This window comes from Paraburkholderia sp. UCT70, assembly GCF_050434085.1.
Classification (GTDB): Bacteria; Pseudomonadota; Gammaproteobacteria; order Burkholderiales; family Burkholderiaceae; genus Paraburkholderia; species Paraburkholderia tuberum.
In genome coordinates this window covers 2,336,040-2,349,653 of record NZ_JBNPVZ010000002.1, presented here as the reverse complement: position 1 = coordinate 2,349,653, position 13,614 = coordinate 2,336,040, and the positions used below count along the sequence as shown (strand labels likewise).

General features: G+C 61.0%; 13 protein-coding genes and 2 pseudogenes. 8 read left to right on the top strand and 7 right to left on the bottom strand.

Annotated features, from left to right (window positions below; genetic code table 11):
* The 5 genes from OKW41_RS13105 (at position 1) to OKW41_RS13085 (ending at position 3,651) form a co-directional block, all read left to right on the top strand.
* Positions 1 to 648, top strand: a complete 648-nt coding sequence (locus OKW41_RS13105) for an amino acid ABC transporter permease (protein WP_429443807.1) — start codon at positions 1 to 3, stop codon at positions 646 to 648.
* Positions 645 to 1,301: an amino acid ABC transporter permease gene (locus OKW41_RS13100; protein WP_429443806.1), complete on the top strand. Its 657-nt coding sequence runs from the start codon at positions 645 to 647 to the stop codon at positions 1,299 to 1,301. Before OKW41_RS13105 ends, OKW41_RS13100 begins: the two co-directional genes overlap by 4 nt.
* 2 nt (positions 1,302 to 1,303) lie before the next feature.
* The gene (locus OKW41_RS13095; RefSeq protein WP_429446837.1) at positions 1,304 to 2,113 is read left to right on the top strand and encodes an amino acid ABC transporter ATP-binding protein; all 810 of its coding nucleotides are present in this window, start codon (positions 1,304 to 1,306) and stop codon (positions 2,111 to 2,113) included.
* A gap of 63 nt (positions 2,114 to 2,176) precedes the next feature.
* Positions 2,177 to 3,013, top strand: coding sequence for an urea amidolyase associated protein UAAP1 (locus OKW41_RS13090; RefSeq protein ID WP_429572761.1), 837 nt, complete (start codon positions 2,177 to 2,179; stop codon positions 3,011 to 3,013).
* Positions 3,013 to 3,651, top strand: a complete 639-nt coding sequence (locus OKW41_RS13085; protein ID WP_429573403.1) for an urea amidolyase associated protein UAAP2 — start codon at positions 3,013 to 3,015, stop codon at positions 3,649 to 3,651. The genes OKW41_RS13090 and OKW41_RS13085 overlap by 1 nt, the downstream gene beginning before the upstream one ends.
* A gap of 172 nt (positions 3,652 to 3,823) precedes the next feature.
* Here the strand turns inward: OKW41_RS13085 and OKW41_RS13080 are convergent, their stop codons facing one another.
* Entirely contained in the window at positions 3,824 to 4,021 is a 198-nt protein-coding gene (locus OKW41_RS13080; RefSeq protein WP_429447000.1) for a hypothetical protein, read from the bottom strand.
* Between OKW41_RS13080 and OKW41_RS13075 the strand changes: the two genes are divergently transcribed.
* Positions 3,989 to 5,152, top strand: coding sequence for an amidase (locus OKW41_RS13075; protein ID WP_429446833.1), 1,164 nt, complete (start codon positions 3,989 to 3,991; stop codon positions 5,150 to 5,152). The genes OKW41_RS13080 and OKW41_RS13075 overlap by 33 nt on opposite strands.
* Before the next feature lie 94 nt (positions 5,153 to 5,246).
* A complete protein-coding gene (locus tag OKW41_RS13070) occupies positions 5,247 to 6,248 on the top strand; it encodes a D-2-hydroxyacid dehydrogenase (RefSeq protein ID WP_429572760.1) in 1,002 nt (333 codons plus the stop codon).
* Positions 6,249 to 6,787: 539 nt separating this feature from the next.
* On the opposite strand, the gene OKW41_RS13065 is transcribed toward OKW41_RS13070, so the two are convergent.
* The 3 genes from OKW41_RS13065 to OKW41_RS13055 form a co-directional block, all read right to left on the bottom strand.
* Positions 6,788 to 7,285 carry a TetR/AcrR family transcriptional regulator gene (locus tag OKW41_RS13065; protein WP_429572759.1) on the bottom strand — a complete coding sequence of 166 codons (498 nt, stop codon included), beginning with the start codon at positions 7,283 to 7,285 and terminating at the stop codon, positions 6,788 to 6,790.
* Between the two features lie 84 nt (positions 7,286 to 7,369).
* Positions 7,370 to 8,143, bottom strand: coding sequence for a LytR/AlgR family response regulator transcription factor (locus tag OKW41_RS13060; RefSeq protein WP_429289744.1), 774 nt, complete (start codon positions 8,141 to 8,143; stop codon positions 7,370 to 7,372).
* Complete coding sequence (locus tag OKW41_RS13055) at positions 8,140 to 10,011, bottom strand: sensor histidine kinase (protein WP_429572758.1); 1,872 nt, start codon at positions 10,009 to 10,011, stop codon at positions 8,140 to 8,142. Before OKW41_RS13055 ends, OKW41_RS13060 begins: the two co-directional genes overlap by 4 nt.
* Before the next feature lie 305 nt (positions 10,012 to 10,316).
* Here OKW41_RS13055 and OKW41_RS13050 point away from each other — a divergent pair, with 305 nt between their 5' ends.
* The gene (locus OKW41_RS13050) at positions 10,317 to 11,828 is read left to right on the top strand and encodes a carotenoid oxygenase family protein (RefSeq protein WP_429572757.1); all 1,512 of its coding nucleotides are present in this window, start codon (positions 10,317 to 10,319) and stop codon (positions 11,826 to 11,828) included.
* A gap of 50 nt (positions 11,829 to 11,878) precedes the next feature.
* On the opposite strand, the pseudogene OKW41_RS13045 reads toward OKW41_RS13050, so the two are convergent.
* From OKW41_RS13045 to OKW41_RS13035, 3 genes and pseudogenes are all read right to left on the bottom strand, one after another.
* A pseudogene (locus OKW41_RS13045) lies at positions 11,879 to 12,310 on the bottom strand (IS110 family transposase); the annotation flags it as partial.
* A gap of 59 nt (positions 12,311 to 12,369) precedes the next feature.
* Positions 12,370 to 12,528, bottom strand: a pseudogene (locus OKW41_RS13040) (IS6 family transposase); the annotation flags it as partial.
* A gap of 213 nt (positions 12,529 to 12,741) precedes the next feature.
* Positions 12,742 to 13,536, bottom strand: a complete 795-nt coding sequence (locus OKW41_RS13035; RefSeq protein WP_429572756.1) for an SDR family NAD(P)-dependent oxidoreductase — start codon at positions 13,534 to 13,536, stop codon at positions 12,742 to 12,744.
* Positions 13,537 to 13,614: the final 78 nt, after the last annotated feature.

The following is a 13,614-nucleotide window of genomic DNA, read 5'->3' as shown; positions in this document are numbered from 1 at the left end:
ATGAGTTACTCCGACGTACTGTCGATTTTTAGCGGGGCGTTGACCACGCTCCTGCTGTCGATTGCCGGCATTGTCCTGGGCCTGCCTATCGGACTCGCGATGGCCTTGCTGCGCTGGGGGCGTGTACCTGCCGTTGCGCGCTTCGTCGCCGTATACGTGAGTTTGCTGCGGGCATCGCCGTTAGTCACACTCCTGCTGCTGCTGTTCTATGGATTGCCCGATATGGGCATTGAAATCGGTCCGATCGCCGCCGGAGTGCTTGCGCTCACGATGAATACCTCGGCTTTCTATTGCGAGATCTGGCGCTCGGCACTCTTCGCCTTTCCGCGGGAACAACTGGAGGCCGCGCGGGCAGTCGGTATGCGGCGGAGCATGTGTCTTCGTCGTATTGTGCTTCCACAGATCGCACGCACGAGCCTGCCCGCGCTGGTCAACGAGATGTCGCAATTGATCAAGGTCACGCCGGTACTTGCCATTGTTGGTGTGGTCGATATCACACGGGCTGCGGTTCGCGTCGGCGCGGACACCTATGAACCATTGCCGCCGTTCTGCGTCGCCCTTGCGATTTACATACCGATCATCTTCGCGCTCGTCAGCGTTCAGCGCTGGATCGAGCGCAGACAGGCTCGCCTGGAGGCTTCGGCATGATCCACGATTTCGGCATTGTCTGGTTGCACCGCAATCTGCTTCTGTCGGGGCTTGCGAACACCGTCGTTTTGTCGGTCTTGGCCGCATTAAGTGCGCTCGTAATCGGCGCGCTGATTTCAACGGTTCTCGTTCGCCGGACGCGCGCCGCTGGCCATATTGTCCGTGTCCTGATAGACGTCGCGCGCTGCACGCCTTTCCTTCTTTTTGCTTACATTATCTACTACGGCCTGCCATCGCTCGGGTTGCGTTTCGACAACTGGGGCGCAGGGGTACTGGCATTGATTGCCTACCACTCCGCCTATATGGCCGAAATCTTCGGGTCGGCCTGGCGCTCCCTGCCGCGCGACCCAATCGAAGCAGGCCATGCGTTCGGATATAGCGGCCTGCGCCTCTTTCACCGCATCGTGCTGCCGCCGCTCGCCCTGAACGCAGCGCCGGTGATAGGCAATCAGATCATTCAGATCGTCAAGGACAGCGCGTTTCTGACGATCATTGCGCTACCAGAACTCACACACGCGGCGAGCGCCATTCAGTCGCAGTATTTCGTCCCGTTTGCGGCCTTTATCACCGCCATGTTGCTGTATTGGGCACTTTGTCTCGTCGTCGAAGCCTGTGTATCGGCGCTGGGTCGGATGGCGGAGGCGCGCCGGTGAACATGATGCACTTCCCTACGAAAATGGATTCCCACGCCGTTCTGAATATTATTGGACTCTCGAAGAGCTTTGGATCTTTGCAGGTGCTCGACAACGTCAGCTTTAGCGTTGCTGCGGGAGAGACGGTCTGCCTGTTAGGACCATCCGGTTCAGGAAAATCGACGCTGCTGCGCTGCGTTAACTGGCTCGAGCGTCCAGACCAGGGGCGCATTCTGCTGAACGGAGAACAGGTCGGCGTCTCACGCGCCGGCGTCGTCATGAGCGACCGAGATCTCGCGAGGATGCGCATGCGCATCGGCATGGTGTTTCAGCATTTCGCGCTCTGGCCTCATCTGACTGTTTTGCAAAACGTGATGGAAGCGCCGGTGCACGTGCAGCGCCGCCCTAAAGACGTGGTGCGCGAGGAAGCAGAAGCACTCTTGCGCCGGGTTGGAATGCATGAGAAGAGAGACTCGTTCCCGGCGCGTCTTTCGGGCGGTCAAAAGCAACGGATTGGAATCGCAAGAGCGCTGGCAATGAGACCGGAACTGCTGCTCTTCGATGAACCGACCAGTGCGCTCGATCCCGAACTCGTTGGCGAAGTGCTCGCCGTTATGCGGGATCTCGCAAGCGAGGGTATGACCATGATCGTCGTCACACACGAAATGGCTTTTGCAAGGGATGCCGCAAGCCGCGTTGCCTTCATGGATCGAGGCACGATTGTCGAAAGCGCGGCGCCTGACGTTTTCTTCACCGCTCCGACCACGGAGCGCGCGCGCCAATTTTTGCAGCGCTATTCCACTGCATCGGACCGCTCGTTGGCAAGCAGTTGACCACGAGCACAGCTAAACCACCACGCTAGGACCCCGGGCGATGACATCTACAGAGCTGCTGGCATGAGTACCCATTCGAACACCCCAATGGCCGAACGCGACGCGCATCGCGCACGCTACGAAGCACTTCGTGCCGAAGGGCAAGGCGCGTCGGCGCAAGCACTGCCGCCCCTTACCGCGCGCGATCAGCCAGTGCACGACGATGCCGTCCTGCACCGCGAACACCTCCCGGGCGGCTGGTACTGGACCACCCGTCTGGCGCGTGGCGAAGCGCTGCGCATCGTGAACACGGCGGGGACCTCTGCCGTTTCGATGGTTGCGTGGTGCGAAGCCGATCCCTCGGAGCGCCTGAATACCGCGGACACGATGAAAGTGCAGTGGAGCACCGGGCTGCGCAAGGGCCGCGTGATTTATACGGAAATGGGACGGGTAGCGTTCTCCATTGTGGAAGACACCTCCGGCGCCCACGACCCGCTCGTCGGGCCAACCACGAGAGAATCGATGGAGAAAGCGCTCGGACCCTCAGCGGCGAGGAATTCCCGCGATAACTTCTTCGCCGCCTCTGCAAAGCTTGGCTTGACGCGTCGCGATGTTCCGGCCTGCATCAACTTTTTCGCACCGGTGGGGATCGCAGCCGACGGCCGGTTCGTCTGGCACCCCGAGCGCCGGACACCGGGAGATTTTGTCGACGTTCGCGCGGAAATGGAGCTCCTCGTCGTGTTGTCCAACGCGGGCCATCCGCTTGATCCGGCTGTGAAAACACTCCCTGCGCCTGTTGACGTGATCCATTTTGTCGCACCTCAAGTGGACCCCGACGATTCCTGTCGCCATGCCTGCAGCGAAGTCGAGCGCGCATTCGAACAAACTGAGCGGCACATCCGCCGCGGGAGCAAGTCATGATGGAAACGTCCGCTATTACGGACCTCGTGCTCGACGTGGTCATACCCGCCCGCTCGCCGTGGTCCCACGTGTTGCGTCGCGGACAGAAGCTGCGCCTCATCGACATTGAAGGACAGCAGGCAGTCGATGCCCTGTTTTACAGCGCCGCGGACACTGCGCAGCGCTATAGCGCACAGGACACGGTGCGCGAACAGGGATCGGCTTACATAGGACTGGGCACGCGGCTCGTATCCAACCAGGGTGCCGTGATGGCGCGCGTTGTCGAAGACAGTTCGGGCCGGCATGACACGCTGGCGGGTTGTTGTTCATGCGAGAGCAATGTGGTCCGGTTTGGCGAGGCAACCCGCTACCAGCACGCATGCAGGGAGAATTTTGTGCTGGAACTCGGCCGGTATGGGATGGGCAAGCGGGACATCGCACCCAACGTGAACTTCTTCATGAACGTGCCGATCGACGACGCCGGCAATTTCGCCGTGCTCGACGGTATATCGCCACCGGGAAGCTACATTGATCTCGTCGCCGAGATGGATCTGCTTTGTGTGTTCTCCAATTGCCCACAGATCAACAACCCTAGCAATGACTTCAACCCGACGCCCGTACGCGTGCTGATATGGGACGCCCCGCCGCAGCCCGCATAGGCGGGTGACAAAATCTCCCTGCCCTGCGAACGAGTTCGGGCAGTCAGGCCGGGGCGGCTGGTCCGTGCCTCATTTTTAACTCGAATGACGACATTCGTAACCTTTCAATGATCTATTTGTACTGCTTGGCAGAAAGCAACCGGGGACAAACCGCGGCTTTTCTCGCCGTGTCTCACCGACTATCGCAGGGAAGCGTCCGGGAACTCGAAGCATGAACTCTTCGAAACTCAATCAACTGGACGCATGGCAAGCCGCACGTCTCATGGCGAAACGCGAACTTCGCGCGGTCGATCTGCTGCATGCGTGCCTTGACCGGATTGCGGAACGCGACGACCAGGTGCACGCCTTTGCGCATCTCGATCGCGCTCATGCGTTAGCGCAGGCGCACGCCCTCGATAAGGGCCCCGTGCGCGGGCTGCTGCATGGGCTGCCGATCGGCGTGAAGGACCTGTTCGACACCATCGATTTCCCCACCAGCTACGGCTCGCCCGTCTACGGTGCGCACCGCCCGAAGGCTGACGCGGCCTCCGTCGCTCTGTGCCGCGAGGCTGGCGCTTTGGTGTTGGGAAAGACCGTAACGACTGAATTCGCCTATTTTTATCCCGGGGCCACCCGTAACCCACATGATCTGGCGCGCACACCCGGTGGATCTTCGAGCGGCTCGGCAGCGGCGGTTGCTGACAGCATGCTGCCGCTGGCGCTGGGTACGCAGACGGCCGGCTCGGTCATCCGGCCCGCCGCGTATTGCGGCGTAGTCGGCTATAAGCCGAGTTCGGGGCGCGTTCCGCGGGCTGGAATCAAGAGCCTGTCGGAGACGCTCGATACGCCGGGAGGATTTGGACGCAGCGTACGTGACGTGGCGCTGCTGGGCGCTGTGCTCACCGGCGACGCGCGGCTCGATACCAGTCCGGACGAATCAGCAGCGCCACGCATCGGCCTGTGTCGGACGCCTGAGTGGGCATATGCCGAAGCGGACACGCAACGTGCGTGGGACACAGCGACTGCCGCACTAACCCATGTTGCGCCAGCGCTCGCAGACGTCGCGCTACCGGACGATCTGCCGGATCTGGTTGCGTTGCAAAAGGAAGTCATGGCATTCGAAATGCGCCGTGCGCTAAGCGTTGAACGGCTGCATCACCGGGATCAGCTTAGCCTTCAATTGCAGGCTCAACTGGACAGTGGCAGCGTGATTTCCGGTGGCGCACACGCGGCCAACCTCGTGCGTACCGAAGGCGCAAGACATCGCATTGATGCCCTGTTCGACCGGTTTGACGTGCTGCTCGCGCCCAGTGCAGCGGGCGAAGCGCCAGTTGGCATCGATGCGACCGGCGATCCGCTGTTTTGCCGCGCCTGGACCTTGCTAGGACTGCCCTGCGTGCACTTGCCGTTCACGCGTGGCAGCAACGGGCTCCCGGTCGGACTGCAACTGGTCGGCCGCTGGGGCGAGGACCATCGCTTGCTCTCGAGCGCGCAGTGGATTTACGACAGACTGACGAAATGAGCCCGGCTCGTAACGCGATTGCCTGCTCTCGCGGACGCGCGCCGTCAACCAGGAAGGTTATGGCGCGAATTACTCAATAAACGGAACACGACAGATGCACGTCCACCTGGAAAATACGACCTCCAAGCCCCGCCCGTTCTGGCTGACGCCTGAACTCGTCGACGCCGCGCGCTCGAGCGATGCCGCGCTGCCGGGCGACGTGCGGTTCACCGTCGGTAGCGATCTGCAAGACATCGCCGGCAGTTTATCGACTGCGACCGCGCTCGTTACATCGGCGGGCGTCATTTGCGATCTACGGTTTCCGCGCCGTGAGCTGGCCGTGGCTGCGCCCCATCTTCAGTTCATTCACCTGATCGATGCCGGCGTGGAGGACGTCATGCCGTTGAACTGGTTGCCGTCGAACGTCCAGCTAATCAACAACAGCGGGGTCCACGCAGAGAAGGCGCGCGAATTCGCGATCATGTCGTTGCTCGCACTCAACGCGCGCCTCCCAGAAATCGTGGGGCACCAGCGGCGGGCGCAATGGGAGCAGGTTTTCACACCGCTCATTCGAGGAAAATCGCTCCTGGTAATCGGGCTTGGTGATATGGGGCAGGCAGCAGTGGCGGCTGGCCGCACGCTCGGCATGAAAGTCCTTGGCGTACGGCGTTCCGGCATGAGTGTCCCCGGCGTCGAGCGAGTTTATTTGCCGAGCCAGCTACAGGATGCGGTCGAATTAGCCGACTTCATCGTGATCGCTACGCCCTTGACTTCCGGTACGCGGAACCTCGTTGACCGTTCGGTATTGGAAGCTGCGAAGCCGGCGGCAGCATTGTTGAATATCGGGCGAGCGGAGGTTCTGGATCACGGCGCGCTCGTCGACTTGCTAAAGAATGGCCGGCTAAGCGGCGCGATATTGGACGTGCTGCCGCAAGAGCCGTTGCCCTCATCGTCGGAGCTTTGGTCATGCCCGAATCTGATGATCAATCCGCATGTAGGTGCGGACGACCCAACCACTTACATGACGGAAACGATGCGATTGCTTTTCGCCAATTTGCGGCAACATCTTACCGGTCGGCCACTTCAAAACGTGGTGGATCGGATGAATGAGTACTAGGAGGCTGACTCGCTGTGAGGATTGCGCAGCAGGTCATTCGCGATATGGTGTGCCGCATGGTCTACCCGGAGAAAGACGCGTTCTTAGCCTCGTCGCCGACGCTACGCACGTGGTCACTCCGATACTGCGGTCGGTCGCATCGGGCCGAAAGTAACATTCACAACGAGCGAAAGCGGACATACGCGTTTGGGCCGCGTCACACTTGCGCGGACGTCCGCTTCGGCCGATGACGCGAGGAGCGCAATTGGCGAGCGAAGGTCCGCTGTCTGGGCGGATCCGACATTTGAACGTCCGTGTGAAAGTTTGGGCCAACGTCACTTCATGGCCGACTGTACGCATTCGACCCACTTCACCGTAAGCAGCCGGTGAAAACAGGTCGTCCTCCCCAGCGACCGCTTTATGCATCATCGTTCAGCGCGTGCAATCGGCCAACTGCGGCCCTCCGGCCGCTGATCCGCGCAGACATTCGAGCGTCCGCTCTGCTCCATCAACCGGCTTATGGTCGAAGCCAGCGAATTATCCTTTTCCGCTGATCGACATCATTCGTACATCTTGAGCATCTTCGCCAGAGCTCCTACGATTATCCTGTTCGACAGACGCGGGTCATTCACGGCGCGAGCGAGCGCTATTGAACCCACGCAGGTGCTGAAGATCATCACCGCTTTAGCATGGGCGTCTTCTGTATCCGGCAAAGTCTGTTCGAGCAAAGCGATGATCTCACTGACACGTTCAGTGAATGCCTCGCGGGTTGCTTCGGGCGCGCGCGGTACGTCGTTGACTAACGCTGAAATTGGGCAACCTCTGCCGAGGTTGTTCCGATGGCTTTCCGACACATATGTGCTTATTGCGCGCTCAGGCGCCGTCTTGAGCGCGGCCTGAATATGCTCGATGTCCTGCAACGCCATTATGAAAGCTTCCGTCACGAGCGCATCGCGTGACTCGAAATGCTTGTAGAAGCCGCCGACGGTTAAGCCAGCTTCTTTCATGATGTCGCCGACACTGATTCCCTCAATGCCGCGCTCGCGCCACCGTTGCACACGGCAGGCGATCTTTCACGCTTTGTTCAAGCGATAATCTTTATCGCGACAGAACCGCAATTTTTCAGTCGGCTCAACAGGCTGTCAAAGACCGGGAATGCGGGACCTCAGGGCCCGCCCCTGGCGCTCGCTGACATCGATCACTGTCCGATTACGGTCGTTCATGACGAACTGGAACGAACTGCGGGCGGTCGGGCGAATCTCAAGAACCTTGTGCAGATTCACCAGCACGCCGCGATGGGCGCGAAAGAAACCGCTCTCGGATAGTGTCGCTTCCAGTTCTCCAATCGCATAGTTGACCCAGTAGTGCCCGGCTTCCGTCTGAACGCGCAGAATGCCCGCATCCATCCAGAAGTAGCAGATATCCGACGGTTCCAGCAACAGCAGGTGCCCGGCCTTGCGGGCAACGATGTGCCGGGCCGCACGCGGCATCTGGTTCAACGCGCCGCGCACCTTGTCGTCATGCTCGGCGCGCCGCTCGCGATAGCTTTGAATTCCATACGCACGCTCGACCATCGCATCGAGAACCTCCGCTTCTACCGGCTTGAGCAGATAGGCCAGCGCCTGGGCCTGGAAAGCGCGCAGCGCATGTTCATCATAGCCGGTGACGAAGATCACCAACGGAAGAGGCGTAGTCGGCTCAATGGCGCGCAGCACTTCGAATCCGTCGAGCCCGGGCATCTGCACGTCGAGGAAAGTCAGGTCGGGCCGCAAGCGCTCGATGAGTTCTGTCGCTTCAAGCCCGTCGCGCGCCTCGCCGATGATGTCGACTTCCGGCCGGCTCTCCAGCAGCCTGCGCAAACGCAGCCGCGAGGCCTGCTCGTCGTCGATCAGCAGTGTGCGCAACTCGACGCTCATACCTGCTCCGCCTGGAGCGGTATTGTCACTGTCGCACGGCTGCCTCGCCGTGGTTCGCTATTGAACGTAAAACGTGCGTGGCTACCATAGGCTGCTTTCAGCCGATCACGCACGTTGCGCATCCCGACACCTTCGTTCGACGCGTCGTTCGCACTGGCAATACGTGTTCCGCCTCCGTTGTCCTCGACGCTCAGTATGAGCTCGGCTCCTATCCGTTCCGCGCTGACCACCAGTTGGCACTCGCCGAGCTTCGGTGCAAAGCCGTGCTTGATCGCATTCTCCACAAGCGGCTGCAGGATGAGCGAAGGAATCGGACAGTCGGCTGTCTGATCGGCGATGTGGAAGTCCACTCGCAGGCGCTGTCCGAAGCGGATTTGCTCGATCTCCAGATAGGCCTTCAGGAACGCAGTCTCCTCGTGCAGCGGGACGAATGATTGCGCGCTTTGGTGCAGAACGTGACGAAAAATACCGGCCAGACGCAGCGTCATCGTTTCAGCGATCTCGGGCGCCTGATGCACCATGGCGGCGATGGTATTGAGCGAATTGAACAGGAAATGCGGATTGATCTGTGCGCGCAGCGTCCGTAGTTCAGCCTCGACCACCTGGTGCAACAGACTCGCCTCGCGCTGCGCTGTCTCGATGCGCTCTCGTTCGCGTTCGAGCGCTTCGAGCCGTCGCCCGACCACATATCCCGCCTGCCGGAGAATGTCCAGTTCCCCGCTCAGCAGTGCTCGGCGGCGCATGCCATGGCGCGCCGATAGCTCGAAGAGCTCGACATCGCCCACGGGGACCGCGACAAGATCATTTGATGGGACCGCTTCTGCCGTGCGTCGCGACACGCGCACTTCGATGTTCAGCATGTCGTGCAGAAAGTGCTCGGCGCAGTGAAAAACGGCCGCTTGTGTCTCCTGCTGGGCGAGGCGCTCGCGCAATTCGGCGAGTGCCGCCTGCGGATCGTCACGACCGAAGACGCGCTGGTCGACAAGGCGGTCACCTGCGCTTGCGAGCCAGCCTGTTAGCAGCAGCGCAGCGGTCGCCGCCGCGCAAAAGAGGGCGGCGCCCGCCGCGTCGGACGCAGTGCGCAGCGCGAAGCCTCCGCCCGACGACCACATGGCGATCCATGCGAGCGACACGCCCAGCGTGCACGCGAGTACGACGCGCAAGCCAAGTTTGGCGAAACAGTCGGCAGCCCGGAATTGGCCGAGATAGAGCAGCCCACCGAGCATGGTCAGGACGATGCTCTGCTTCGCCAATATATCGAGCGGCGGATCCCAACGCGTGGACAAGACGCTCAACATTCGCATCCAGTGCGCGGCCATGCTCAGCGACGGACCCAACAGGATCAGCGCGAACCCGACCCGCTCTGCAGCCGACGAAATGTGCGGACGAAGCAGGACGAGTGCGCAGAACAGGACAGCCAGCGCGCTATATCCGGTCATCCAGTGCAGTGCATCGAGCCATTGGGGAAACGCGCGTGGCGCAACTGCGAGACCGATCATCTGGAGTACGGCCAGGGCGAGTGTGCAGCGTAGGAGCCAGTCTCCTGCTTTCCTCCGCGACGTGGTCGCGGGGCTGGTGTTCCAGAACAGCAACAGGCAGATCGGCCACGCGGCAGGGGCACAGAAAGACAGGCTGTTGACCCACAGTACGGCCGTCGACTGCGAAGGAACACCTGCAGCGAGCAGGCTGAATCGAGTCAGCCCGCCCATGCTCCATACGGCTCCGCACGCGGCGTTGAGCGCACGTGCATGACGGCCTTCGCCAGGAGACCGCCACGCGAGCGCTGCCAGCAAAACCGCCAGCATCAAGCTGAGTCCGTAGCCGATGAGCTGTCCCAATAGCGTCGCCGGATTGAGCTGTGCGTCCATGAGTGTCCAGATTCGAGGCTTCCTCGCGTGCTGCCGCTCAAGTTTGCGCCAAACCGTTACGGTTTGCATGCTCGTCGGGCTCAGCGCCGGATTTTGGCGTCGAGCGCGTAAACGTGGGTTGCGAACGAAGCGGCCGGCTGTTTCGCACGCGGCCGTTTTGCGCTGCGCGTTCGCCGCCGCAATTGCACCGTTCGCACGCCAATTCCCGCGTTCGCGCCGGGCAGTCTGGGATCTGCGCCGCTGAGCTCCTACGGTGTCTCCAGAAGGTCTCGCATCGCGCGGCCATCACTCACCGGAGGAACGACATGCAAAGAAGGGACCTACTCAAGCTGGGCGTCTTAAGCACGCTCGACGCTTTCACCGGCGCGCGTGGCCTCGCTCAGACCGTTGCATCGGCGCCACCGCTTCCTTGGTTTGCACTGGCGAACTCGATGGACCAGGAGTTGAACTACGCCGCACGAGTCGAGGGGCAGATGCCACACAACCTGCGAGGCACGCTGTTTCGCGACGGACCAGGTCTGTTCGAGCGAGCGGGTTGGCGCAAGCAACACATCCTGGACGGCGACGGGATGATTCGCTGCTACCGGATCGCTTCAGACGGGGTGACGTTTCAGAATCGTTTTGTCCGCACCACCAAATATCTCGACGAATCGAAGGCCGGACAATACCTCTACTCGACGTGGGCCTCCCAGCTTCCGGGCGGACCGGCTCGTAACGCGCGTCCCGACTTTCACGGCGGCCAGGCAGGCATATCGGTACGGTGGCGTAACAACCAGCTCTATGCGTTCGACGAGTCATTTCAACCCTACCAACTCGAGCCGCAATCGCTGTTGACGCGCGGCGTAACGCTGCTGGGGCTGCCGAGCGGACTGACTGTTTATTCGGCACATCCCAAGGAAGATCCTGTGAGTGGTGCATGGATCCATTTCGGAACGCAGTACGGGCCGACGCTGCAGATACACCTGACGGAATTTGACCGGGAGGGCAAGCTGAACTGGCACCGGGTAGTGCAAGCGCCGCGCTACGTGTACGTGCATGACTTCTTCGTGACTGAGCGCTACATCGTGCTGCACCTGCATCCGGCTTTCATGGACGTGGCAAGCTGGCAGGCTGGTCAAACCAGTCTATTGGGATGCATTCAGTGGCGACTCGAAGCAGGCGGCCTGCTGCTCGTCGTGCACCGGGGCGGCAGCGAAAACCCCATACAAATCGAGACCGAAGCGGTATGGATGTGGCATGGCGTCAACGCTTACGAGCGGGGCGGCGAAATCGTTGCAGACTGCGTCGCGTACGACAATCCCAGTACTTTTGTGGGTCCGGAGGCGAGCTGGCGCGCGGTCATGAACGACCAGCAGGGAGTGGTAGGCGCGCCGGGCGCCATACGACGCTTCGTCATTGCGCCAGACCAGCGGCGGGCGCGTATGGAAACGCTGGACACTGGGAGCCACGAGTTTCCCACCATCAATCCCGCGCACGCGTTGCGACAGAACCGGTACGGCTATTTCGGTTTGGGCACCGACGATACCGGCTTCTGGAATGCAATCGTCCGCATGGATATGCTGGGTGGCAGGCGCCAACAGTTCACGTTCCAGCCGGGGCAGTACTGTGCGGAACCCATTTTCGCCGCAGGGCCGGACAAGGCCGACTCGCTGCAGGATGAGGGCTGGCTGCTCGTCGAGGTTCTCGATAGCCGGCTTCAGCAGAACTGCCTGGCAGTGTTTCGCGCAAACCGCATCGAAGACGGCCCCATTGCAAAAGTGTGGCTCACGCACACCCTCCCATTGAGCTTTCATGGCTGCTGGGTGCAGGCAGAATGAGTGACGACGGCGGCTGCCCCAATAGAGCGACGCGGCGCGGTGTGTCTTGACGTTAGTTCGTTCTCTGCATCTTCGATCAGTTCGGGTACCTGGCGCTCGAGATGCCCAATTCCCTTGGGAATAACGATCCCGAATTCGGCCAGCAGTCCGCGAATCTGATTGGCCTGCGCGGTTCGCGCCCGCACAAAACCCTCGCGTACGCGATGCAGCGACAACACCGATTGCTGCTCGATGCTCTTGACCGGCACAAAGCGCATGTTCGGGCGCGCGACTGCCTCGCAGATTGCTTCGGCATCCGCCGCGTCATTCTTGTTCGTCTTGACGTACGGTTTGACAAACTGCGGTGCAATCAGTCGGACCGTATGGCCCATGGCCTGCAGCTTGCGGGCCCAATAGTGCGCGCTGGCGCACGCTTCCATCCCGATCACGCAAGCGGGGAGGTTGGCGAAGAACTCCGCAACGTGATTCCGCTTGAGCACTTTCTTCGGCTCTGTCGCAGTAAGGTCAACGGGTCAAGCAGCGGTGATATGCGGAGGATTGCTTATGAAACGAGCGAGTAGAACTGCTGTGCGGGAGACAGCGGAGTCTCGCCCCGACATTTCATCTGCCCTTTCTTGATCATGTGCATTAATTCGACGCCACTCAGAATGACGCGCGCGCAGTGAAAATCCTTGAAGCCAGCATGCAACATGTGAGGCCTGCTGGTGCCAGACTCCGAAGGACCGGTACCCTGGTGAGCGACCGGTGGACGGTTACCCGCATCGGAGCCGTTCTGTGCGGTGTTGTCAGCGAGTCCCTGTGCAAAACCTTGACCGGTAAAAAAGAGGGCTGCCACGAGCACAGTGGCAATATTCTTTTTTCTGTTCATAGTGTTTTCGTTGAACCCCTTCTGTAGCGCGTACCCATCGACCGGTCACGCAATCGTATCCACCACGCCGCCGTCCACCCGCAGCGCCGCGCCAGTGGTTGCCGAAGCCTGCGGCGAGCACACGTACACGACCATGTTCGCGATTTCCTCCGTGGTTGCCGGCCGCTGGATGATCGAACTGCGGCGGTGCGCGCGCACGAAATCGATGCCGACCTGTTCGACCGTTTTGCCTTGTGCCTTCGCCGTCTCTTCCACCATTGCGCGAAAGCCGTCTGACAAGGTGGGTCCCGGCAGCACGGCATTCACCGTCACGCCTGTGCCGGCAGCCTGCTTGGCGATGCCGCGCGCGATGCTCAATTGCGCGGTCTTCGAGAAGCCGTACGCGAGCATATCCGGGGGAATGTTCAGTGCCGACTCCGACGAGATGAACACAACGCGCCCCCATTTGCGTTCGATCATCCCCTTGAGGTAGCCGCGCGTCAGCCTTACGCCGGACATCACGTTGACCTGGAAATAGCGCTCCCAGTCGACGTCGGTGGTCGTGAAAACGTCGCCGGGGCCGTACACGCCCAGGTTGCTTACGAGGATGTCCACTTGCGGTATGGCTTTCGCCAGCGCGTCGCAGCCCTCGGGTGTGCTGAGGTCGCCGGCAAAACCGCGTAGCTTCGCGGTGGGAACAGTCTTGAGAATGGCGTCGATGGCGCGGTCCACCGCTTCCTGTTTGCGTCCATTGACAATGGTGTCCGCGCCGGCCGTTGCGATCCCAGTAGCGATCGCCAGGCCGATGCCCCCGGTGGACGCGCTCACAATGGCGGTCTTGCCCGATAGATCGATGATCACTTGCTTGCTCCTTGTAGAAACTTCATGTGCTTATGTCCGCGAGGCAGAATCATCCGTTGCAGGCGGCGCCGTGCGGGC